This window comes from Exiguobacterium sp. JMULE1, from assembly GCF_013337175.1.
GTDB classification, from domain to species: Bacteria; Bacillota; Bacilli; order Exiguobacteriales; family Exiguobacteriaceae; genus Exiguobacterium_A; species Exiguobacterium_A indicum.
The window spans coordinates 173924-196516 of record NZ_SGWC01000002.1 but is presented as its reverse complement, the minus strand read 5'-3'; the positions used below and the strand labels follow the sequence as shown (position 1 = coordinate 196516).

At 47.7% G+C, this 22593-nt stretch carries 22 protein-coding genes; 11 read left to right on the top strand and 11 right to left on the bottom strand.

Translation table 11 applies throughout. From position 1 onward, the window contains the following. Positions 1 to 7: 7 nt before the first annotated feature. The 6 genes from EXW93_RS01280 to EXW93_RS01255 all read right to left on the bottom strand — a co-directional run bounded on the left by EXW93_RS01280 (position 8) and on the right by EXW93_RS01255 (position 6851). Complete coding sequence (locus EXW93_RS01280) at positions 8 to 2143, bottom strand: (Fe-S)-binding protein (RefSeq protein WP_023466823.1); 2136 nt, start codon at positions 2141 to 2143, stop codon at positions 8 to 10. Positions 2144 to 2320: 177 nt separating this feature from the next. After that, positions 2321 to 3655 (bottom strand): alkaline phosphatase, encoded by a 1335-nt coding sequence (locus EXW93_RS01275; protein WP_035399156.1) that lies wholly within the window; start codon positions 3653 to 3655, stop codon positions 2321 to 2323. A 104-nt stretch (positions 3656 to 3759) separates the two neighbouring features. Beyond that, positions 3760 to 4197, bottom strand: a complete 438-nt coding sequence (locus EXW93_RS01270) for an NUDIX domain-containing protein (RefSeq protein ID WP_174315925.1) — start codon at positions 4195 to 4197, stop codon at positions 3760 to 3762. A 55-nt stretch (positions 4198 to 4252) separates the two neighbouring features. Next, a complete protein-coding gene (locus EXW93_RS01265; protein WP_023466820.1) occupies positions 4253 to 4672 on the bottom strand; it encodes a hypothetical protein in 420 nt (139 codons plus the stop codon). Beyond that, positions 4662 to 5084, bottom strand: a complete 423-nt coding sequence (locus tag EXW93_RS01260; protein ID WP_235147615.1) for a YwiB family protein — start codon at positions 5082 to 5084, stop codon at positions 4662 to 4664. Before EXW93_RS01260 ends, EXW93_RS01265 begins: the two co-directional genes overlap by 11 nt. 108 nt (positions 5085 to 5192) lie before the next feature. Then, on the bottom strand, positions 5193 to 6851 hold the full coding sequence (locus tag EXW93_RS01255) for a glycoside hydrolase family 13 protein (RefSeq protein ID WP_035399261.1): 1659 nt from the start codon (positions 6849 to 6851) through the stop codon (positions 5193 to 5195). A gap of 391 nt (positions 6852 to 7242) precedes the next feature. On the opposite strand from EXW93_RS01255, the gene EXW93_RS01250 reads away from it, so the two are divergent. The 9 genes from EXW93_RS01250 to EXW93_RS01210 all read left to right on the top strand — a co-directional run bounded on the left by EXW93_RS01250 (position 7243) and on the right by EXW93_RS01210 (position 17020). Then, the gene (locus EXW93_RS01250) at positions 7243 to 8679 is read left to right on the top strand and encodes an NAD-dependent succinate-semialdehyde dehydrogenase (RefSeq protein WP_023466816.1); all 1437 of its coding nucleotides are present in this window, start codon (positions 7243 to 7245) and stop codon (positions 8677 to 8679) included. Continuing rightward, positions 8676 to 10304, top strand: a complete 1629-nt coding sequence (locus EXW93_RS01245) for an acetolactate synthase large subunit (RefSeq protein ID WP_174315924.1) — start codon at positions 8676 to 8678, stop codon at positions 10302 to 10304. Before EXW93_RS01250 ends, EXW93_RS01245 begins: the two co-directional genes overlap by 4 nt. A gap of 5 nt (positions 10305 to 10309) precedes the next feature. After that, the gene (gene ytxJ, locus EXW93_RS01240) at positions 10310 to 10636 is read left to right on the top strand and encodes a bacillithiol system redox-active protein YtxJ (protein WP_023466812.1); all 327 of its coding nucleotides are present in this window, start codon (positions 10310 to 10312) and stop codon (positions 10634 to 10636) included. 302 nt (positions 10637 to 10938) lie between these two features. Continuing rightward, positions 10939 to 12474 carry a DHA2 family efflux MFS transporter permease subunit gene (locus EXW93_RS01235; RefSeq protein ID WP_174315923.1) on the top strand — a complete coding sequence of 512 codons (1536 nt, stop codon included), beginning with the start codon at positions 10939 to 10941 and terminating at the stop codon, positions 12472 to 12474. 118 nt (positions 12475 to 12592) lie between these two features. Beyond that, positions 12593 to 12889 (top strand): metal-sensitive transcriptional regulator, encoded by a 297-nt coding sequence (locus EXW93_RS01230; protein WP_023466810.1) that lies wholly within the window; start codon positions 12593 to 12595, stop codon positions 12887 to 12889. A 13-nt stretch (positions 12890 to 12902) separates the two neighbouring features. Beyond that, positions 12903 to 15032: a heavy metal translocating P-type ATPase gene (locus EXW93_RS01225; protein WP_174315922.1), complete on the top strand. Its 2130-nt coding sequence runs from the start codon at positions 12903 to 12905 to the stop codon at positions 15030 to 15032. Beyond that, the gene (locus tag EXW93_RS01220; protein ID WP_035399161.1) at positions 15029 to 15235 is read left to right on the top strand and encodes a cation transporter; all 207 of its coding nucleotides are present in this window, start codon (positions 15029 to 15031) and stop codon (positions 15233 to 15235) included. The genes EXW93_RS01225 and EXW93_RS01220 overlap by 4 nt, the downstream gene beginning before the upstream one ends. Positions 15236 to 15321: 86 nt before the next feature. After that, positions 15322 to 15546, top strand: a complete 225-nt coding sequence (locus EXW93_RS01215; protein WP_023466807.1) for a hypothetical protein — start codon at positions 15322 to 15324, stop codon at positions 15544 to 15546. 172 nt (positions 15547 to 15718) lie between these two features. Then, positions 15719 to 17020, top strand: coding sequence for a globin-coupled sensor protein (locus EXW93_RS01210; protein ID WP_023466806.1), 1302 nt, complete (start codon positions 15719 to 15721; stop codon positions 17018 to 17020). A 56-nt stretch (positions 17021 to 17076) separates the two neighbouring features. On the opposite strand, the gene EXW93_RS01205 is transcribed toward EXW93_RS01210, so the two are convergent. Both EXW93_RS01205 and EXW93_RS01200 read right to left on the bottom strand, forming a co-directional pair. After that, positions 17077 to 17685: a class F sortase gene (locus tag EXW93_RS01205; protein WP_174315921.1), complete on the bottom strand. Its 609-nt coding sequence runs from the start codon at positions 17683 to 17685 to the stop codon at positions 17077 to 17079. Beyond that, positions 17657 to 18445 (bottom strand): DUF4397 domain-containing protein, encoded by a 789-nt coding sequence (locus tag EXW93_RS01200; protein WP_023466804.1) that lies wholly within the window; start codon positions 18443 to 18445, stop codon positions 17657 to 17659. The genes EXW93_RS01205 and EXW93_RS01200 overlap by 29 nt, the downstream gene beginning before the upstream one ends. 220 nt (positions 18446 to 18665) lie before the next feature. Between EXW93_RS01200 and EXW93_RS01195 the strand changes: the two genes are divergently transcribed. After that, positions 18666 to 19124, top strand: a complete 459-nt coding sequence (locus tag EXW93_RS01195) for an Lrp/AsnC family transcriptional regulator (protein ID WP_023466803.1) — start codon at positions 18666 to 18668, stop codon at positions 19122 to 19124. Continuing rightward, positions 19124 to 19717: a LysE family translocator gene (locus EXW93_RS01190; RefSeq protein ID WP_023466802.1), complete on the top strand. Its 594-nt coding sequence runs from the start codon at positions 19124 to 19126 to the stop codon at positions 19715 to 19717. Before EXW93_RS01195 ends, EXW93_RS01190 begins: the two co-directional genes overlap by 1 nt. A 45-nt stretch (positions 19718 to 19762) precedes the next feature. Here EXW93_RS01190 and speB read toward each other — a convergent pair whose 3' ends face one another. The 3 genes from speB to EXW93_RS01175 form a co-directional block, all read right to left on the bottom strand. Next, positions 19763 to 20635 carry an agmatinase gene (gene speB / locus EXW93_RS01185; protein ID WP_023466800.1) on the bottom strand — a complete coding sequence of 291 codons (873 nt, stop codon included), beginning with the start codon at positions 20633 to 20635 and terminating at the stop codon, positions 19763 to 19765. Between the two features lie 114 nt (positions 20636 to 20749). Then, the gene (gene speE, locus EXW93_RS01180; RefSeq protein WP_023466799.1) at positions 20750 to 21592 is read right to left on the bottom strand and encodes a polyamine aminopropyltransferase; all 843 of its coding nucleotides are present in this window, start codon (positions 21590 to 21592) and stop codon (positions 20750 to 20752) included. A 144-nt stretch (positions 21593 to 21736) separates the two neighbouring features. Next, a complete protein-coding gene (locus EXW93_RS01175; RefSeq protein WP_133208256.1) occupies positions 21737 to 22408 on the bottom strand; it encodes an NAD(P)H-dependent oxidoreductase in 672 nt (223 codons plus the stop codon). Positions 22409 to 22593: the final 185 nt, after the last annotated feature.

Sequence of the window (22593 nt, the reverse complement as noted above, 5' to 3'; positions counted from 1 at the left end):
CACTTTTTCATACGGTTGCGACAGGTTCTTCGACTGGTACACCGACGATCGAGCGTTCCAGTAATTCAACGACATCGTACGTAGCAACCGCCTCGTCGACTTCCTTCGCCTTCGTGCCGTCACTGAGCATCGTCAGACAGTACGGACATGCTGACCCAATGACAGACGGTTGGACCGTCAACAATTGTTCCGTCCGTGCGACGTTGACGCGTGCGCCGACTTTTTCTTCTTGCCACATCATCCCGCCGCCAGCACCGCAACACATCCCTTTTTCCCGATTGCGTTCCGTCTCGACGAGCGTGATTCCTGGAATCTTCTCGAGAATATAACGTGGTGCGTCGTAAATATCATTGTAACGACCGAGATAACACGAATCGTGATAAACGACACGCTCCTTGACTTCATGGAGCGGTGTGATCCGTTTCTCGTCAATCAGTCGTGCGAGCAATTCCGTATGGTGATACACTTCAACGTCCGGACTCAGTCCGAAATCTGGATACTCGTTTTTAAATGTATTGTAGGCATGCGGATCAATCGTGACAATCTTTTTGACGCCGTATTTCTCAAATGATTTGATGTTTGCTTCTGCGAGTTCTTGGAACAAGACTTCGTTCCCGATTCGACGTGGTGTGTCGCCCGAGTTTTTCTCATCGTTTCCGAGAATCGCAAACGAGATATTGGCCTCGTTAAGAATACGTGCAAACGCCATCGCGATTTTTTGACTTCGGTTATCGTACGATCCCATCGCACCAACCCAGAACAGGTACTCGAAGTCTTCGCCCGCTTTTTTCTTCTCCTTTGCTGTCGGAACGACGAGTTCATCCCGGTTTTTCCGCCAGTTTTCGCGTTCTTTCCGGTTCATCCCCCACGGATTACCTTGACGTTCGATGTTCGCCATCGTCCGTTGCATCTCCGGATCCATCTTGCCTTCCATCATGACGAGGTGACGACGGAGGTCGATGATCTTATCGACATGTTCGTTCATGACTGGACACTGATCTTCACAGTTCCGGCATGTCGTACACGCCCAGATCTCTTCTTCCGTAATGACATTCCCAATCAATGAATCGGGAACAATATCCATCTGTCCGGCTGCTGCCAGTGAAGCGATCTGATTGCCTTGCGATCCTTCGAACGCAAAGGCAGGTGCCCATGGCGAGCGCTGTGTGATCGCTGCCGTTTTCATGTTGAGATGGTCTCGTAATTTAACGATCAAATCCATCGGCGACAGCATCTTCCCCGTTCCGCTTGCTGGGCACATATTCGTACAGCGTCCACACTCGACGCAGGCATATAGATCAACGAGCTGTTTCTGATTGAAATCTTCGATTCGGTTGACCCCGAAGCTGAATTCCGCTTCGTCGTCTTCCGCCTCTTCCATGACCGATAGATCGATCGGTGCCAAACGCCCGACTTTCGACGTTCGACCGAGCCAAACGTTTGCTGTACCGGCAATCAAGTGCGCATGTTTACCTTGCGGGATGTAAACCATGAAGCTAAGTAAGAACAATAAGTGTGCCCACCAGAAGAAAACGAATAATCCGAACGCAATTGACTCCGGCACCCAACTGAATAAGAACGCGATGCTTGAAGCAACCGGTTCACCGAGCGTCGAATGATTCTCATAAACAAGGAAGAATCCGTTCCCGAACAGGACGGCGACCATCAAACCACCGATGAAGATCAACGCAAGACCTGCCATGAAGTTTCGTTTCAAACGGACGAGTTTTTCGACGTACCGGCGATAAAATCCCCAAACGACGGCAATCAAGATGACGAGCATGACGATTTCTTGGAAGAATGTAAAAATCGGATAGAGCGGACCGAGTGGGACGTGCGGGAAACGCTGACCGACGGCGAGTCCTTTCCAGATAAAATCAATCGCTCCGAATTGAACGAGTAAGAAGCCATAGAACATCATGACGTGGATGGCGCCACTTTTCTTATCCTTTAATAATTTCTTTTGACCGAAGACGTTGACTAAGACTGCGTCTATTCGTTCTTTGTTCGTCAGTGTCCATTCCGCCTTTTTCCCCCGTTTAATGGCGGCATAACGACTTTTGACGAGTGACGTGAACAGATAGCCCGCATAGCCGATGACGAGTAGGAAGGCAATCCAGTTGATGAGTAAAAACGTATTCATGTTCGAACAAACCCCTTTCCCCCTAAAGCAGTTGTGTTGAAATGAGTATAGCATATAATGAATGGCTATTCATTCATTTTTTTCATTTAGTTTTTACTGTGTCACACAAGCAGATAAAGTACTCAAAAAAATCAAGCAGTGGATCATCCACCGCTTGATTTAATCACGTCCAATACATCATTTTTTTAATTTCATCGCATTGGCCATCAGACCAGGGATGTCCGTATTTTCATGCAATCCACTGAACTGTTCGCTTTGTGGACCGTACGCGTAGAGCGGAACGTCAACACCTGTATGCACGGCAGTCGTCCAGCCGACATACGCTCGTTTACTGATCATCTCATTCAATGTCATGACGCGTTTCTTCGCATCCACTTTTTGCAACGTCTGAATTTCTTCAGCCGTCAAATCAAACGTCGTTTCTCGTTTGACGACAGTTGCGATGTTCGATAAGTCGTCGTTGAACTGACGAACCATCTCATCTCCCGTCGCCTTGACGTTTTTCAAGACTTCCGGTTTCGCTACGTACTCATCGTATCCACCGACTGACATACCACCTGTATCATGGTCACCGGCAACGACGACTAAAGTATGTTTATCTTTTGCAGCAAAACGAAGCACTTTTTCGACAGCCTGGTGGAACGCTTCTGCATCCTTCATCGCCCAAGCAGCATCATGCGCGTGACCCGCCCAGTCAATCTGACTTCCTTCTACCATCAAGAAGAAGCCATCGCGATCTTTCTTCAATGTTTGCAGGGCTTTCGATGTCATCGTCGCAAGACTCGGTTGATTCGTGTTTTCCCGGTCCAGTTCTGGTGCCATTCCTTCTTCTGCAAACAATCCAAGAACTTTACGACCGTCCGTCTCATTTAGACTTTCGAGTGAATCCGCATACTGGTATCCTGCTCGTTCTGCTTTCTTCACTAGATTACCAGCCTCTTGAACGCCACCATTTTTCTGATCAAAAAAGAACTTCTGACCGCCACCCAGTAAGACGTCGACTTTCATTTCATCCATGTATTGCTTCGCGATGTCCGCTTCGTTCGCGCGCGTTGCGACGTGTGATGCAAAAACAGCTGGTGTCGCATGGGTGATAGCTGATGTCGAGACAAGTCCTGTTGCTTTGCCCGCTTGATCCGCCCGATCAAGAATAGACGCCACTTCTTTTCCACTTGGATCCATACCGATTGTTCCGTTGTTTGTTTTTGTTCCTGTTGCCATCGCCGTTCCGGCAGCAGCTGAATCGGTCACTTTCGTGTTTGCCGAATACGTCCGCATCATTCCTTTTAAGTGACCGTCGAGTTCCGTCTCCTCGCCTCCTTGATACCAGCGATAATTCGTTGCATAGGCAGCCGAATAACCGTCCGGGATCATGAAGATGACATTTTTAACCTTCGCTTGTTTCGTGTTTTGTTTTGCCTCGACCGGTTGAGCCGATTCATATGTATAGCCCGCAACTCCCGTCATAAGCACTGTTCCGAGAATACCTGTCGCCATCCATTTCCTGTTCATTTGTGTTTCCTCCCTGTTCACGATGATGGTTTCATCATACCGAGCGAATGTAAATGAACGATGGAGACGGCTTTAAGGAATGTAAAGAAACGATAACAGCCGAGTTACCACTTCATCTCTTCAAACATGTAATAGCCTTTGTACTGTTCTTCTAAATATGCCGATAATGGAAGACGGACGTCTTCACTCGTGATGTACTCCGCTAACTCTGTTTGGTTGATCCACTTCGTCTCAATGATTTCTTCATCGGGATCATTTGGATCAAGTACACCACTCACTTCGCAATCAAAATAAGTCACGAGGCTGTGCGCTTGATAGGTCGGCATGAAGTTCTCCGTTAAGAAGGCAAACGACGACGATGTGACCGTCAAGCCGGTTTCTTCTTCCACCTCGCGACGCAGTGCTTGCTCGAGGGTCTCTCCAGATTCAATCTGTCCACCGGGTAAGCTCCAGCGTTTCTCCTGACCCGATTGATTATGGACGATGAGCAGTTGATCGCCCTTGCGGATGATCGCGACGATGATTCGATAAAGTGGATACATGGTGCTTCCTCCTAAAAAGACCAGCTTGCCTAAAACAAGATGGTCCACTGATTGTTTATTCTAGACCGAGCGACTGTGGCAGACGAACTGCACGTGCGAAGGCATTTTTATAGTCCTTTTTCGCGACTAACTTTTCGACTTCTCGGATTGCTGGATGCTGTTCGTCCGCGAACGCACCAAGAATCGTCAAGTAACGCTCGTATACTTGATCGTCTTCCTGACGTGCTTTCAAGAGTGCTGTATACAGCATGACGGTATCTTCACCGTATAAGACAGGTAGTTCTTCGTTAATTAAAAGCAGTGTATCAATCGCTTCTGGATCGACCTTCGGATTATATTCCGTGATGACCTGCTCTGCGAGTCCTTCGAGTTGATCGCGCCATTCGTTGTAACGCGGCTCATCGTTCTCGAGCCACTCAAACCATTCCTCTTCCAACATCTGCTCCATTTGACGTACTGTTTGTTCAAATGCCATTCGTCTCACTCCGTTCCCAAGTTAAATCAATCATATACGTACCGACTGCTTGTCCATTCATCTTTAATGTATAGCGAAACTGCATCTGCTGCCGTTTCATCTCAATCGTCTTCGTGTCCGTTTCCATCAACATCTGACCGAATTGACTGCCATATTGGCTTTTGGTCGTCTCTCCTAAAATGAAGACGTGATGCATCGCAACAGGACCTTTGCGATTCAAAGCGATCTGGTCTTTTGACCATTTGATCGTCGTATCGATCGGTTGTTCATCCGGCTGAACGAACTTCACGGCAAAACCGTCTTTTGTTTCGAACAATGTGCCGTCCGCCTCAAGTTCGACCGATTCACGCATCGGACCATCTTCGATCGTCGTCACTTGTCGTAATGACACCGGGTACTTTACTGGTTTCACTTCTATCACCTCATCGTTTAGCGTACACGATTTTTTCGTCTGATGCACCTTCTGCTTACATGCAAGAAAAAAACGGATTCGACAACTATCGAATCCGTTCAAAACATATTAGCGCACACGGTACAGACGAGCTTCGAATGGACGAAGTTCCAGTTCTGTTCCTTCATGGTGCATCGTCGGATAGTTGCCAAGCAACATATTGTCCGAGTGCAAGATGATGTCCGTATCGATTTCTGCTGTTTCACCTTTTAAGTTCGTAACGATCAAGAATTGTTCGTCACCAAACGTCCGTGTATACGCGTAGACTTTCGTATCTTCCGGTAAGATGAGATCATACGCGCCGTAGATCAACGTCTCTTCCATCTTACGGATTTGGATCATTCGTTTGTAGAAGTTCAAGATCGAATCTTCATCTTGTTCTTGCGACGCGACGTTGATGTCCGCGTAGTTCGGGTTGACACCGAACCATGGAGATTGATTTGAGAAGCCACCGTTTTGCTCGTTCGTCCATTGCATTGGTGTGCGTGAGTTATCACGAGACGAGTTCCAGATGACTTCCATGATTTCCTCATGTGTCTTCCCGGAAGCGAGTTGCATCTCGTACATGTTTTTCGTCGCAACATCATCATAATCCGAGATGTCTGGGAATTGAACGTTCGTCATCCCGATCTCTTGTCCTTGGTAGATGAACGGTGTGCCTTGCATGAAGAAATACATCATCGCAAGCGACTTCGCGCTCTCTTTCCAGTACTGTTCCTCGTCACCCCAAAGGGAGACCGAACGAACCTTATCGTGGTTTTCGAGGTATAACGCATTCCAACCTGTTGCTTCAAGTCCTTTTTGCCATTTCGTCAGCACTTGTTTCAGTTTGACGACGTCGACGCCTTTTTCTGCATCTGCACGCCAGAGATCCATGTGCTCGAACTGGAAGACCATGTTCATCTTACCGTTCTCTTCTCCGACCCAGAGATCCGCTTCTTCCGGTGTGACGCCGTTTGCTTCTCCGACTGTCATGATATCGTATTTCGAGAACGTCTCATCCTTCAACTCTTCGAGATACGCATGGATGCCTTCGACGTTCATGTGCATATCGAATGAAGGGACATACGGCATACCGAGCGGATTCGGGAGATCAGCGAATGATTGATCCTTGTTGATGTGACTGATCGCATCGATTCGGAAACCGTCGATACCTTTATCGAGCCACCAGTTGATCATCGTATAGACGGCTTGACGCATGTCGCGGTTTTGCCAGTTCAAGTCTGGTTGACGACGAGAGAAGACGTGCAGGAAGTACTGCTCCGTCTTTTCGTCATATTCCCATGCTGATCCACCGAAAATACTTTCCCAGTTGTTCGGTTCTCCACCATTGACCGCATCTTTCCAGATGTACCAATCGCGTTTCTCATTATCTTTTGACGAACGTGATTCAAGGAACCACGGGTGTTCATCCGATGTGTGGTTAACGACGAGATCAAGCAAGACCTTGATGTCGCGCTTATGCGCTTCTTCCATCAAGAGATCGAAGTCCGTCATCGTACCGAACTCATCCATGATGTCTTCATAATCACTAATGTCATATCCGTTATCGTCGTTCGGTGACTTGAACATCGGGCAAATCCAAAGAACGTCGACGCCAAGATCCTTCAAATAATCCAATTTTGCGATGATACCCGGAATATCGCCGATTCCATCGTTGTTTGCATCGTAAAAGCTGCGTGGATAGATTTGGTAAGCAACTGCTTCTTTCCACCAAGCTCGTGTAATTGTTTGTTGGGCCGTTTCAGGGCGCGGTATCATTTGTGTCATGTGTCGTGAATCCTCTCGTAGGTCAGTCTTTGGGGTGTTGTTTTCATCAGTTATTGAACTTCTATACACATAGCGCAACCGATTGCGCAATTCCTCTACCTTCATCTTATCAAATCCACTTTTAAAGTCAATGTTTCGGGGGTGATTCCACCATTTCACATCAACGGTTGTCACTCTTCGTTCACACTGAATATTTCAGATCGTTTTACATTACATTTACTGAATTATCCTACACTGTTTATCGGTCGATTTCTACCCTTTTGCATAACCTTTCCTTCCGAAAGTGAATCTTTTTTTCTTCGTTCGGGTATACCCTTACCAATGCATGTAAAAAAGGGGGATTTTCAGGATGAAGGGACAATTCTTTATTGGTGGGCAATGGCTAGATCACGGACGAGAACGGACGGATGTTACGAATCCAGCAACTGGAGAAGTCGTCGGTAGTGTACCAAACGGAACAAAATCAGACGTCAACGACGCAGTAGAAGCAGCACGGAAGGCATTTCCTGACTGGTCGAAGCGGACAGTCTACGAACGTGCCGAACTTCTCGAGAAGTTATATGCGAAGATGATTGAGAAAAAAGATGAACTGGCTCGCCTGATGACGCTTGAAATGGGGAAACCGCTCGCTGAGTCAGAAGGTGAAGTGCAGTATGCCGCAAACTTCGTCAAATGGTTTGCAGAGGAAGGAAAACGCGCTTATGGGCGTGTCATTCCAACGCATGATGCGAGCAAACGACTTCAAGTCATCAAACAGCCGGTCGGTGTCGTTGCTGCGATCACACCATGGAATTTCCCGGCTGCCATGATTACCCGAAAGCTTGCTCCGGCACTCGTCGCCGGATGTACGTTCGTCATCAAACCACCAACAGCGACTCCGCTTACCGCGCTTCGTCTTCTTGAACTCTGTCAAGAAGTCGGGATTCCAGAAGGCGTCGTCAATGCCGTTACAGGTAGCGGGAAAGCGCTTGGTGAATCACTCGCGACACATCCACATGTCGATAAGATCACTTTCACTGGTTCAACCGAAGTTGGACGGACGCTGATGGCTCAAGGAGCAGAGACGATCAAAGCGATGTCGCTTGAACTTGGCGGACATGCACCGATTCTCGTCTTTGATGACTGTGATCTCGATTTAGCTGTCGCTGAGACGATTAAGTCGAAATTCCGTAATGGCGGTCAAACGTGCGTCTGCGGAAACCGGATTTACGTATCCGACTCGATCTATGATGCGTTCGTTGAAAAACTCGGGCAAGAGACAGCGAAGCTGAAGACCGGAAATGGTCTTGATGCTGAGACGAAGATTGGACCGATGATCAATAAAGCGGGTTACGATAAAGTCAAAAAACATGTTGATGATGCGACATCCGCTGGTGCACGAGTCGTCACGGGCGGAACAGGAACGACGGATGAGGAGAACGATGTCTATTATTATGAAGCAACCGTTCTCGCGGACGTAAAACCCGGCATGCTGATCATGAACGAGGAGACGTTCGGACCTGTTGCTCCCGTCCAGCGTGTCAGTTCTGATGAGGAAGCGGTTCGTTACGCCAACCAGACACCATTCGGTCTCGCTTCGTATGTCTTTACGAAGGATTACGCCCGTGCGATTCGCGCGATCGAAGGGCTTGATTACGGAATCGTCGGCTGGAATGATGGTGTTCCTTCTGCTGCGCAAGCACCATTTGGTGGAATGAAACAATCCGGTCTCGGACGCGAAGGTGGTAGTGAAGGACTCGAAGCCTATCTCGAGACGAAGTACATTTCAATCGGTGGACTAGCGTGAACGCGGCGGATTGGTTCGTCCAATGTTTAGAGGCAGAGGGCGTCACGCATATCTTTGGTGTTCCCGGTGAGGAAAACATCACATTACTCGAATCACTCAGTCGTTCGTCGATCACGTTCATCACGACGCGTCACGAAACGAATGCTGCGTTCATGGCAGCGATGTTCGGTCGCCTGAGTGGACGACCGGGTGTCTGCCTATCGACACTTGGTCCCGGTGCGACCAATATGATGACCGGTATTGCAAGTGCGACGATGGATCATTCCCCTGTCGTCGCGATCACAGGTCAAGGAGCGACAGCACGGCAACACAAAGCATCGCATCAAATATTTGACCTCGTAGACCTCTATCGTCCGGTCACGAAGTCTAGTACATCCGTTCTGTCGGCGGAGGTCATTCCGGAAATCGTGCGACGTGCCTTCGCGACAGCAAAAAGTGAAAAACCAGGGGCAACCCATATCTCTTTTCCAGAAGACATCGCAACACAAGAACGTGATCAAGCAGCGACACCCTTACAGCAGGACAGTACACCAACGCATCTCCATTCCCTGACGATTGATGATCCTGACGCCTTACGTCTGATCGAACGAGCAAAACGTCCGGTCATCATTGCTGGATTTGGCATTCATCGGCAACAAGCACTTGATGCGTTTCGAGCATTCGTCGAAAAGCTCCAAGCTCCCGTCGTCGAGACGATGATGGGAAAAGGAGCGATTTCTTCACACCATCCGCTTGCCGCACACACAATCGGTTTACCAGACGTCGATTACAACCAACGGATTCTCGATTCGAGTGACCTCATCATTACGGTGGGCTACGATATTACGGAGTTACCTCCGCAAAAATGGAATTCGAAAAAGACACCGATCGTCCATTTGGATACGAATCCTCACGAAATCGATGCTTATTATCCGGTTGTCGCGAACGTAGTCGGACCACTCGTCGATATGCTGACTGTATTGACTCCTTTACTGCCCGAGCGTGCGTGGAACGACTGGCAACAAGATCGCGATAAATTACGCGACGAGATTCAAGAAACGTACTCGCTTGCCCTGCCTTTACATCCTCAAAGTATCGTCCGTGAACTCGAACGAACTGTCGGGGAGGATGGCATGGTCTTCTCGGACGTTGGTGCACACAAAGTCTGGCTCGCACGCCATTATCAAACGACACGTCCGGATCAGTTATTCATTTCCAACGGATTTGCTTCGATGGGCTATGGTTTATCGAGTGCGCTCGCAGCCAAGCTGTTATATCCGGACCGGCGAATCGCCTGTGCCGCTGGAGATGGTGCCTTTTTGATGAATGGACAAGATCTCGAGACCGCTGTTCGTCTGAAGCTTCCGCTCGTCGTATTGATTTGGCGTGACGGAACCTATGGACTGATTGAATGGAAACAACAACAAGCGTTTGGGCGTTCGTCTTACATCACGTTTGACAATCCAGACCTCGTTCAACTGGCTCATGCTTTCGGCGCACTCGGTCTCCGTGTCGGTGAACACGGCTCCCTCGCACATTGTCTTGACCAAGCATTTGCAAGTGATGGACCCGTTTTGATTGACTGTCCGGTCGATTACCGGGAAAATCTAAAGTTAAGTGAACGTCTCCGGACGTATGGAGGATGATATACATGACACAACCACGTAAGCTGCAATCCATTTCTGATTTTGATCAATTTGCGTCCGAACACAACGCGTTCGTGATTTGCAAACACAGCACGACATGTCCGATCAGTGCCGCAGGATTCTCGGAGTATACGAAATTTGCAGATGAAACGTCTGTTCCAACAGCGTATCTTTTCGTCCAAGAAGCTCGGACCTTATCGAATCACATCGCCGAACATTACAGCGTTCGGCACGAGTCACCACAAGTCTTGTTCATTCAAGACGGTAAATCGGTCTGGACAGCCTCGCATTACGACATCACGAAAGATGCACTCGAAACGAACGTCCAGTAATGCTTGCTGTGAAACAAGCCTCCGGCTGTTTCAAACTGAAGACAAAGCGCAATTTTTCTTTAACGAGAAAGATTGCGCTTTTTTGTTTACCACGAATCGTTATCCTAGGAAGCGATGTCGAGTGTACAACATGCTTCTTTCCTTGTTTACTTCACTAGAAAAACGCTTTCAATCTTACATAAAAAAAAATTATCTTTCTTAGCTATTATTATTTGTAATTCGAACTAAATCAGATTAAGATAAACTACAGATAGAACGACCGTATAGAAATATGTACCGTTAGTTTAGTTAGGAGGATATTCATGCAACAAAGTGCAACTCACACAGCTCGAGCTCCTTATGGCATTCTCGCCGTTTTGATGATCGGGGCATTCATTGCTTTCTTAAATAATACGTTGCTCAACATCGCCCTGCCTTCCATCATGAAGGATCTTGCGATCGAACCATCAACTGCTCAATGGCTGTCGACTGGTTTCATGCTCGTCAACGGTGTCTTGATTCCGACATCTGCGTTCTTGATTCAAAAATATTCGGTTCGTCGCCTCTTCTTACTCGCGATGACTCTCTTCTCGGCTGGAACGATTCTTGCCGGCTTCGCAGAAGTCTTCCCTGTCTTGCTTGCAGGACGGATGATTCAAGCATCTGGTTCTGCGATCATGATGCCGTTACTGATGAACGTCATGCTCGTCAGTTTCCCGATTGAAAAACGCGGAACCGCAATGGGCTTCTTTGGATTAATCATGATGGGTGCCCCAGCAATCGGACCGACGTTGTCTGGTTGGATCATCGAGCACTACGATTGGCGGATGTTGTTCCACTTCATCACACCAATCGCCTTGATCGTGCTCGTTGCTGGTTTCTTCTTACTTCGTGACGTCAAGGAACGGTCTGCCACTCGGATCGATCTCGCTTCCGTGGCACTTTCGTCACTTGGTTTCGGTGGCTTACTGTACGGTTTCAGTTCTGCCGGCTCTAAAGGTTGGGACAGCTTTCACGTCTATGGAGCGCTGATCGTCGGAGTCATCGCACTCGTGACATTCATTTACCGTCAGCTCCATATGGAACGTCCGATGCTCAACTTCAAGATTTATCGTTACCCGATGTTCGCCTTGTCTTCTGCCATCTCGATGGTCGTCACGATGGCGATGTTCTCGGGCATGTTATTGCTTCCGATCTATGTCCAGACGATTCGCGGTATCTCACCACTCGATGCGGGTCTCATGCTATTACCGGGTGCCATCTTGATGGCCGTCATGTCACCGATCAACGGGAAACTGTTTGATAAAATCGGTGGACGTCCTCTTGCGTTGACTGGTTTGTTCATCACAGTCGTTACCAGTTACTACTTCAGTCAGCTTGAGATGGATACGACGTATACACATCTGATCGTCCTGTATTCGTTACGGATGTTCGGGATGTCAATGGTCATGATGCCGGTCTCGACGAACGGTTTGAACCAGCTACCAACACGCTACTATCCACACGGAACAGCGATGAACAATACGTTGCAACAAGTATCCGGTGCGATCGGAACCGCCTTGCTCGTAACGATCATGTCGACGCATGCGAAGACGCGTGGGACAGAACTCGCGGCTGAAGCGGCGAAGAACATGACGAGTCAACCGACAGCTGAAGCGGCTGCTGCTCTGAAACAGCAGATTACGATGCAAGCGACGCTTGACGGAATCAACTATGCGTTCTTCATCTCGACGTTCATCGCTGGTCTAGCATTCGTCCTTGCCTTCTTCATTAAACGGGCGACACAAGCCGAAGATATCATCAACGATCAACGCTCATTGAACGAAACGATCGTCAAACCACAAGTTTCCAATCAGTAAGTGCAAAAGCAGTCGCCTCTCGCGACTGCTTTTTTATTTCTTAAGCTATATACTGGTACCCCCCATACCTATATGTTAGAGTAAAGATAACAACAAAATCACCAAAGGAGGTACGACTATGACACACGATCACCCCGTCGTTCCACGAACGAATGAAGAACAAGATGCGTTGATGAAGCGATTGAAGCGCATCGAAGGACAAGTCCGCGGGATTGCTAATATGGTCGCTGAAGATCGGTATTGTATCGACATTTTGACGCAAACGGCATCAATCCAAGCAGCTTTGCGGCAAGTCGAACTACAAATCATCGAACGCCACGTTAAGATGTGCATGCATGAAGTCGCCACCCGTCAAGATAGTACGGACGCTTACGTCGATGAATTGATGTCGGTCATCGCTCGATTGAAAAAGTAAGGAGGGTTTTCTGATGTCAAAAACGATTGAGTTTGATATTGAAGGCATGACGTGTGCCGCCTGCTCCGCCCGGATTGAAAAAGTCCTCAACCGGATGGACGGGGTTGAAGCAACGGTCAACTTGCCGCTTGAAACCGCTCGTGTTTCGATTTCTGATTCTTATGACGATCAAGCGATTATCGAAAAAATCCGAAAAATCGGCTACGGGGCAACGGTCAAACAAGCACCACACGCAACAAAATCGAATCGCCGGATGCTGTATCGCTTTATGATCGCGGCCATTCTATCGTTACCGTTGCTCGCGAGCATGCTGACGCATATTCCAAACAGTCCGTTCCACCTTCCATTCTTAATGAATCCGTGGCTACAGTTTGCTTTAGCGACACCGGTGCAATTCATCATCGGAGCGCCCTTCTATAGTGGGGCTTATAAAAGTTTACGGAGTGGGAGTGCCAACATGGATGTCCTCGTTGCACTCGGAACATCGGCAGCCTACTTTTATTCCGTTGCTGAAATGCTACTCGTCTCTGATATGCCACATCTCTACTTTGAGACGAGTGCGATTCTGATTACACTCGTCTTACTCGGCAAGGTCCTCGAAGACCGTGCGAAACAACAGACGACGGGAGCGATTAAAAGTCTGCTCTCTCTGCAAGCAAAGGAAGCCGTCGTCTTAGAGAACGGACAGGAACGAACGGTCTCCATCGATGCAATTCAAACCGGGATGATCTTACTCGTAAAACCTGGGAATAAAATTCCGACAGATGGTATCATTCGCTCAGGCGACGCGTATCTCGATGAATCGATGTTGACCGGTGAATCTGCGCCTGTTCATAAAACGGTTGGAGCATCCGTCATTGGCGGTACGCTGAATACGAATGGATCTTTACAAGTCGAAGCGACAAAGATCGGACAAGCGACGGTTCTCGCACAAATCATTCGTGTCGTCGAACAAGCGCAGACTGAAAAGGCACCGATTCAACGACAAGCCGATCGGATTTCTGGTGTGTTCGTGCCGATCGTCGTTGCCATCGCGCTTCTGACGTTAGCCGCTTGGTGGATGATCAGTGGATCCTTTGCGGAAGCGATTCGTCCTGCCATCGCGGTGCTCGTCATCGCTTGTCCATGTGCACTCGGACTTGCGACACCGACTTCGATCATGGTCGGAACTGGAAAAGGGGCTGAACGAGGGATTCTCTTTAAAGGGGGCGCTCAACTCGAGAATCTTCAACATGTCGATGCTGTCGTCTTTGATAAGACCGGAACACTGACAGTCGGTCGCCCTGTCGTCGTCGAAACGTTCGGTACGGAGACAGCGCTCGATTTCGCTGCTGCGCTTGAACGGCAATCGGAACACCCTCTTGCTCGCGCCATCACAGCAGAACGGGATGTCGTCTTTGATATCGAACGGTTCCACGTCGAATCAGGACGTGGGATCACGGGACAAATCATGGGACATGATCTCATCGTCGGATCGGCGCGAATGATGCAGGAACGAAACATCATTCTTCCTGATTGGACATCACCTGGAGCGACTCTCGTATACGTCGCTGTCGATGGAGAAGTCGCAGCCGGATACGCCATCCGTGACGCATTGAAAGATTCAGCGAAAGAAACGATCAAGCGGTTGCGCGAGACAAAAGAAGTATATCTTCTGACCGGTGATCGCCGGGAAGTCGCTGATCATTTAGCAACAGAACTGGGACTGGATCCAGCGTTCGTCTTTGCTGACGTTTTGCCGATTGAAAAGGCAGATGTCATTCAGTCACTTCAACAAACGAAACGTGTCGCGATGGTCGGAGATGGTATCAATGATGCCCCTGCTCTTGTAACGGCGGATGTCGGCATCGCGCTCGGTAGCGGAACGGACGTTGCCCTTGAAGCAGCCGACGTGACGCTACTTGGACACGACTTAAAACAAGTTTTACTTGCGATCGAGCTGAGTGAGCAGACGATGAAAAACATTCGTCAAAATCTCGTCTTTGCACTCGGTTATAACACGATTGGTATTCCGGTCGCCTTTCTCGGTCTGCTTGCCCCATGGCTTGCGGGTGCCGCGATGGCATTCAGCTCTGTCTCTGTCGTGACGAATGCGTTACGATTAAAACGTACCCCACTATCTAAAGGAGGAACATCATCATGAAAGAAACAACATTATCTGTTATCGGTATGACATGCAATCACTGTAAAGCAAGTGTCGAATCCGCTCTATCTGAAGTCGAAGGTGTGCAACAGGCAACTGTCTCACTCGAACAAAACCAGGTTACAGTCCAGCACGAGGATGTACCTCGTGAACGTCTCGTCGATGCGATTGAAGAGATTGGCTACGATGTACCGACTGCTTAAATTTTCATGCCAAACTGCTTCTAACACGCAGTTTGGCTTTTTTATTTTTTGAAAAGCGGGAATGTACGGAGTAAGGAGGGGTTCGTATGGTACCGAAAATCGAATTCGTAGAACACTTCGACGACAACAAAGGAAAACGATTTAAAATCGAACTTTGGAATCTCGGAACCTTCACATTCAGTGCCGAGTCAGCTCGTGGACCTGTCACCCGTTTCACCTCCATTGACATTCAATTCGTTCAAGCTTGCGTTCAACGAATGCGCTCGATCGTGGACGCCAAAAAAGCATTTCAGGAAGACCAACCAGTCTAATCCTGTTCTTTTTCCATTCTCCTCATGGCGCTTGCCATGAGTTTTTTTGTTTCCGGTCAATGTTTTTCAATATTTTTGTCTTTTTTTTCGAAAACCAGTATCGCTTCGGCAAGATGAACCGATAAGAAACAGACATCATTTTATTCACATCTTGAGTATTGGAGGCAACTACGTGCGTAATCCTTTTAAAAGTAAGACTACTTCGGCTTATCAAGCTACCATCGGCTTTCCTGATTCCCGTCTCATTACGAAGACGGCAGATCCTGATCTCACATCCCGTCTCGTATACATGGGGTATACAGAAGAACAGCTACAGACACTTAAATCGATGGCACCTGTCGTTCAAGGCATCTTAGATGAGGTTCTTGAACAGGTCCTCGATCATCTTCTATTAAATCCTGAGATGGCAACCATCGCAAAACAATCGTCGACACGCGAACGACTGAAGAAAGTCTTTGCTGACTACTTCACGAGTCTACTGACAGGAAATATGAACGAGTCATTCCTCGCGATGCGTACGCGAATGGGACAGACACATAAACACAACTTCGTTCCCGTCACTTGGTTCATCGCTTCGTATGCTGCGTTTCAGACGTTGTTGATTCCAAAAATCGTCGAACACTATCAGCATGACCCAGCACAACTGACAACAGCTGTGCTTGCATTGACTCACGCAATGAACTTAGACGCTCAGATCGTGACGAGCCAGTACGTCGATTCTCGCTTGAATGAAGTGACGACGGCGAACGAGTCACGCCGTCAACTTTTGACGGACGTCGTTCGTGTCAGTCAAGAAGTCGCAAGCTCAGTTGAGCACACGGATCATGCCATCATCGAGACGAGCCGACGTGCTTCACAAGTATTAGCAGAAACAGCTCAGACGGAGCAGACAAGCCAGCAACTCGTTCAAATGACGATTGCTAACGAACGACAGATGCAACAGATGGAGCAACAATTCGCTCAATCGACACAACAAGTTGGTACTTCGCTTGAAAGCATCCATGAATTGAAGACGACATCGGATGAGATCGTCCAGATGACGCAAAGCATCGAAGCGATCGCCAATCAGACGAACTTACTCGCGTTGAATGCTTCGATTGAAGCAGCACGTGCCGGTGAACACGGTAAAGGATTTGCTGTCGTCGCGACGGAAGTTCGAAACCTTGCCGAGAATGCGAAATCGTTGAGTAGCAGTATCAACGGTCTGATTCAAAAGAACAATGGTAATATCACACAACTCGTTTCTCAGATGGAAGACATTACACGTGCCAACACCGCATCTCAGCAAGAATTGCAACAAGTTAAACAAGGAATTCAAACCGTTAAGAGTGAAATGGAGAATTCCCTCACCTTGTTTGGACGCAACAAAGAAAACCTCGGGCAAATCGTCGAGACGATCCAAGGTCTCAGTAAGACGACACAAGGCTTGACGACACTGACGACGGATCTTGTCGCTGCTTCCGAAACACATTAAAAAATAGGCAATTCTTATTCTCGGTTTTAACCGAAATAAGAATTGCCTATTTTACTTTACTCGTCTTGTTCTGCTGTGACGACAAGACGCTGATCGTATCCTTTTGATTCTGAAAACGTACCTATACATGAAATGAGCGTCAGTTTATTCATGACGGTCGCACCGAAGATTGATCCGACAGGTGCTTCATCGACAGGATAGGACATGACGTTCGTCACCACGTACGATACCTGTTGTCCTGTTTTTCCCGTCACTTCAATCCGTTGCCCTTTTTTCATCTTGGCTAAATCATAAAAAACAGCGGGACCTTCTTGATCATCCAAATGTCCGGCTAGCACGACATTTCCGGTTTGTCCGGCTTTTGCTCCGTATTTATACCAAGCGACCTGATCGGTCTGTTTCGGAACATCCATCCGTCCTTGTTTATCCTTCCCGACGACTTCGATGTTCGCTTTCACATCGAGCGTCGGAATCGTAATACGCTTTGGTATGAACGCCTCTTCGTCCACCTTTTCGGATGGCGTGGACGAAGAAGACGTCGTTGTTTCGGTTTGTTTTGGTTTTTCCGGCTTTGTAGCATCTGGAGGTGATCCCGATTGACATCCGGCTAATACGAGTAAGAGAAGAAGACTACTCTTAAGCGTTTTGTTTACGACGGACGACATACGCTGTTCCTACTAACAAGGCAGCTGCTGCTGCGACTGCCCATGGTGTAGCAGAAGCCGTATCAGATGAACCACCAAGTCCTGTTTCTGGCATTGATGCCATTTCACCACCGTCTGGGATCAAGAGGACTTCAAATGCTGGTTCGCCTTCAAGTAAGCCGATTGCGAGTGCTGTATAGTTTTTGCCACTGTCGAGTTTGACACCATCCAGTGCTTTGACGACATCCGTTGCGCCTGCAGGACGGACTTCAAGGTCATACGTACCTGCATCGAGTGTACCGTAGTCAGAGACTTTTGAGAATTCAAGGTTACTGAAGAGTGGGTCTCCACCTTTTGGTGCGACATCAACAGCTGGCGCATCTGGTGCAAAGTGTGCGACACGAACCATTGATTTTCCATCTTCGCCTTTACCATTGTCTTCCATGACCGCGAGTTTGATATCAGCTAATTTGCCGATTGCTGCGACCGAATAGAATTTACCAGCTTCTACGTTGAGTGTTTGAGAGAGCACAGGATCTTTCGTAGTTCCTGCAGCGAATACTTCTACTTTATGTTCGCCAGCTGGTAGTGTGAGATAATCTGTGACATCTTTGAATTTTGCTCCTGATACCGCTTTTTTGCCATCGACCGCGATATCGACTGCCGGAGCATCTGGTGAAGCATGAATGACACGAACCATTGCGTCATCTGCTGCGCCTACTGGTAGCACGAATAGTGCAAACAGCAACGTAGCGGTCACAAACGATAAGAGTTTCTTCATCTTTTTTCCACCTTTCTGATTGTCAAATGTACATCGCTCTCAAACCAATGTTCTTACACTTCAGAACATTTCCTTCGTGGTGACATCTTAAACTTAAGATACTGCCGTAAATGTGTAAAGATTTCAGTGTGCTATGAACTTGTTCTACAAACACATTGACTTTTTCTTTCTTTTCGAAATAAAATATCTTAAATAACAATAAAAAAGAAGGTTAAAATCTATGGATTCCTACGATTTAAAAATTATTACTTTTTTGAAAAGGGATGCCCGGATGAAATGGTCAACACTTGCACAACACATCGGCTTATCGGCACCGGCTGTTGCAGAGCGCGTCGCACGCTTACAAGAGCAAGGTATCATCCGTCAGTTGACGACGGTGCTAGACCCCTCCTCCTTTGACTATCGTCTTGCTGCATTCGTCGCTGTTTCACTCGAGCGACCGGAACATCGAGCGCCATTTCTAAAACGGATTCAAGAACTTGAGTATGTACTGGAATGCCATCACGTCGCCGGGGACGATGATTACCTACTTAAAATCCGTTGTCGGGATACAGAACAACTTGATGAAATCATCACCTACCACATCAAAGAATTAGCAGGTATCCTGCGGACGAAAACGACGATCATCATGCGAACGGAAAAGGAGTCGCTTCATTTTCCGTTACCCGAGGTGGACTGATGTTTACGACTGGTTTTGGAATCGGGTTTGCCTTAGCCGCCCCCGTCGGTCCGATTGGCCTCTTATGCATGCAACGAACTCTTCGACATGGACGAATTTCCGGAATTGTTTCCGGACTCGGAGCCGCAACGGCAGACTTTACTTATGGATTGCTTGCCTTATCTGGTTTTTCACTCGTCCAATCTTTACTCACCCAAGCATCCTGGATGCAACTGATCGGCAGTCTGTTTTTGTGTTACATCGGCTGGTCGATGTTTCAAGCTTCTTCGACCGCCTCAATTTCCGATACAGCCTCGTCACGGTTAAGTAGCTATCTATCCGTCTTACTCCTGACGTTCTTGAACCCCATGACGATCACGCTATTCCTGGCGTTGTTCGCACGATTTAAATTGACGATGACGAACGGACAGGATGCCTTTTTGTTTCTAATCGGTATTTTTCTCGGTTCTGCCACTTGGTGGGTCATCTTGGCGAACATCACACACCTGCTCAAGCACCAGCTTGCGACACCCACTTTACGTATCATCCAGTGGACGTCTGCCAGTCTAATCATCGGATTCGGTGCGTTCGGGATCATTCAATTCTTCCTCTAAACAAAACAAAAGAGACCGACATCACGTCCGGTCTCTTTTGCTTTTTCATTTAATGAATCCAATCATCATTTCGCGTAATACTTTCGCTGCCGCGATCGCTGTCATGTCGGATTGATCGTACGCTGGGCATACTTCTACCAAATCCGCGCCGATGACGTCGACGTCTGCTCGTGCGATCATATGAACGACTTCAAGTAGTTCCTTCGTTGTCACTCCACCGATTTCTTGTGTACCTGTCCCTGGTGCTGCTGACGGATCGAGAACATCGATATCGATCGTGACATAGACCTTTTTACCGGCAAGTGTCGGAAGAACTTGACGAAGCGGCTCGACGATCTCGTATTTGAAGAGGTTGTAGCCTGACGTTTTCGCCCATTCGAACTCTTCTTTCATACCTGAACGAATTCCGAATGAATAGCAGTTCTCTGGTCCGATTAAGTTTGCGATTTTCTTAAGTGGCGTCGAGTGCGACAATGGCTCTCCTTCATACTCATCGCGTAAGTCCGTATGCGCATCAAAGTGAAGCACGACGAAATCATCGTAGTGTTTATCGAACGCTTTGACGACTGGCCACGTGACTAAATGTTCGCCACCCATACCGAGCGGGAACTTGCCTGCTGTCAGTAACGAATCGACGTATTCTTCAATCATATCAAGTGATTTTTGAGCATTCCCGAATGGTAACGGGATATCTCCCGCGTCAAACAACTTCGCGTCGGCGATGTCACCATCTAAGTACGGGCTATATTCTTCTAAACCAAGAGATACTTCACGGATACGTGCCGGACCAAATCGTGAACCCGGACGGAAACTGACCGTCCAGTCCATCGGCATGCCGTATAAAATTCCTTTTGCATCTTCGTGAGTCGGTTGACTCGCGATAAAGACTTTTCCTGAATATGCTTCATCAAAACGCATGATCCATTCCCCCTGTTCATTTGCCGTTTGCTGATACAAACGTCTGTTTACCTGACAACAGAGCGATTTCGAAGATCGAAACCGCTCTGTTCATGTGTGCTATAGTGACTGAGCTCAGCCGTTCGTCAAATCTTTAACGAATTTCGGAAGTGCGAAAGCTGCCGTGTGAAGCTCAGGCGTGTAATACTTCGTGTCGATCTCGTGGAAACGCTCTGGTGCAACAGCAAGCGGATCGTGTTTCTTTGATCCGATCGTGAACGTCCAAAGACCACTTGGGTACGTCGGAACGTTAGCGATGTAGAGCTTCGTGATTGGGAAGATTTCTTTAACATCACGTTGGACATCACGGATCAAGTCTGGTGTGAACCATGGGTTATCCGATTGTGCGACGAAAATACCGTCTTCTTTCAATGCTTTTGAAATACCAGAGTAGAAGCCTTTCGTGAACAAGTTGACCGCTGGACCAACTGGTTCAGTCGAGTCGACCATGATGACATCATACTCGTTTTCTGCTTCTGCGATATGCATGAATCCATCCCCAACGATGACTTCGACGCGTGCATCGTCCAATCCACCTGCAATGTTCGGGAGGTATTTTTTCGAATACTCGATGACTTTTCCGTCGATTTCAACTAAAACAGCTTTTTCGACGGACGGGTGTTTCAAGACTTCACGGATGACTCCGCCGTCTCCTCCACCAACGACCAGAACCGATTTTGGATTCGGGTGTGTGAACAACGGGACGTGCGCGACCATCTCGTGGTAAACGAACTCGTCCTTATCTGTCGTCATGACCATTCCGTCAAGTAACAACATCGTACCGAACTCGTCCGTTTCAACCATCTCTAGGCGTTGAAACTCCGTTTGTTCGCTCTCATAAACGTGGTTGACACGGAATGTGATACCGTAATCTTCCGTTTGGTGTTCCGTGAACCATAACTTTAATTTTTGTTCCATTTGCGATAGAACCCCTTTCTTTCATCAAGACAAAAGTTGTTCGTATGCGAGTGGCGTTTACGGCGCTTCTTAATCATACAAATGCGAGTATACCGAATTTCGAAAGAAACTTCTATATAATTCGAAAATTTTTGTCTTCCGTCTTTACTCGACGAACGTCACGATTTCATCAAGTGGACGACGTTGCTTATCACGTTTTGGTTCGTCTGCCCGGTAACCGAATGCGACCATGACCGGCACCGTGAAAACAGAACGATCGAGCAGTCCACGATCGACGAGTAATTGCTCGACGGCTTGCTGGTCGAATCCTTCGATTGGACATGAATCGACACCGATTTGTGCTGCCGTCGACATCATGTTTCCAAGTGCAATATAAGCTTGTTTTGCTGCCCAGTCTTCCATCGCTTTTGGGTTATCACCAATCGCGAAATCCTCCTCTAAAAACAGACCATAACGCTTCGTCCGTCCGGCCTTTGCTTCTTCGGATAGACCAAGGAAATCCATCATCTGCGTGACATGTGGACCATCTGCCTGCATTTGTTCTCCTGTCCGGGCGAGGAACAAGACAAAGTGACTCGCTGTCGGCAATTGTCCTTGTGCGCCCCAAGAAATTTCTTTTAATGCGTCTCGGATTTCTGGATTTTGAATGACGAGCATATTCCATGGCTCATATCCGAACGAGCTCGGTGACAGACGCGCCGTTTCTAAAATGAACCGAAAATCGTCTTCTGGGATCATTTGACCATTAAATGTCTTTGTCGCATGACGAGATTGAAATGCTTCGAGAATCGCTTGTTTTTGTTGTTGTTTTTCCATTGGAAATGCCTCCTTCAAAATGATGACTGCTTTTGTTATATCAAATCTGATTTCAGACCGCCTCTGATTTGCTCACATCAAGCTTTACGTTAGTTTTAAGACGAAACGGGAAATAATAGTATTAACGTTTTCTTTTTTTTATTTCCACATTATTTTAAAAACGCTTGATTGCAATCTTTTTTGCT

Bases quoted from the DNA above. Each gene is read 5' to 3' on its own strand.
- EXW93_RS01280 (WP_023466823.1), bottom strand. From the start codon at position 2,143: ATGAATACGTTTTTACTCATCAACTGGATTGCCTTCCTACTCGTCATC.
- EXW93_RS01275 (WP_035399156.1), bottom strand. From the start codon at position 3,655: ATGAACAGGAAATGGATGGCGACAGGTATTCTCGGAACAGTGCTTATG.
- EXW93_RS01270 (WP_174315925.1), bottom strand. From the start codon at position 4,197: ATGTATCCACTTTATCGAATCATCGTCGCGATCATCCGCAAGGGCGAT.
- EXW93_RS01265 (WP_023466820.1), bottom strand. From the start codon at position 4,672: ATGGCATTTGAACAAACAGTACGTCAAATGGAGCAGATGTTGGAAGAG.
- EXW93_RS01250 (WP_023466816.1), top strand. From the start codon at position 7,243: ATGAAGGGACAATTCTTTATTGGTGGGCAATGGCTAGATCACGGACGA.
- ytxJ (WP_023466812.1), top strand. From the start codon at position 10,310: ATGACACAACCACGTAAGCTGCAATCCATTTCTGATTTTGATCAATTT.
- EXW93_RS01235 (WP_174315923.1), top strand. From the start codon at position 10,939: ATGCAACAAAGTGCAACTCACACAGCTCGAGCTCCTTATGGCATTCTC.
- EXW93_RS01230 (WP_023466810.1), top strand. From the start codon at position 12,593: ATGACACACGATCACCCCGTCGTTCCACGAACGAATGAAGAACAAGAT.
- EXW93_RS01225 (WP_174315922.1), top strand. From the start codon at position 12,903: ATGTCAAAAACGATTGAGTTTGATATTGAAGGCATGACGTGTGCCGCC.
- EXW93_RS01220 (WP_035399161.1), top strand. From the start codon at position 15,029: ATGAAAGAAACAACATTATCTGTTATCGGTATGACATGCAATCACTGT.
- EXW93_RS01215 (WP_023466807.1), top strand. From the start codon at position 15,322: ATGGTACCGAAAATCGAATTCGTAGAACACTTCGACGACAACAAAGGA.
- EXW93_RS01205 (WP_174315921.1), bottom strand. From the start codon at position 17,685: ATGTCGTCCGTCGTAAACAAAACGCTTAAGAGTAGTCTTCTTCTCTTA.
- EXW93_RS01200 (WP_023466804.1), bottom strand. From the start codon at position 18,445: ATGAAGAAACTCTTATCGTTTGTGACCGCTACGTTGCTGTTTGCACTA.
- EXW93_RS01195 (WP_023466803.1), top strand. From the start codon at position 18,666: ATGGATTCCTACGATTTAAAAATTATTACTTTTTTGAAAAGGGATGCC.
- EXW93_RS01190 (WP_023466802.1), top strand. From the start codon at position 19,124: ATGTTTACGACTGGTTTTGGAATCGGGTTTGCCTTAGCCGCCCCCGTC.
- speB (WP_023466800.1), bottom strand. From the start codon at position 20,635: ATGCGTTTTGATGAAGCATATTCAGGAAAAGTCTTTATCGCGAGTCAA.
- speE (WP_023466799.1), bottom strand. From the start codon at position 21,592: ATGGAACAAAAATTAAAGTTATGGTTCACGGAACACCAAACGGAAGAT.
- EXW93_RS01175 (WP_133208256.1), bottom strand. From the start codon at position 22,408: ATGGAAAAACAACAACAAAAACAAGCGATTCTCGAAGCATTTCAATCT.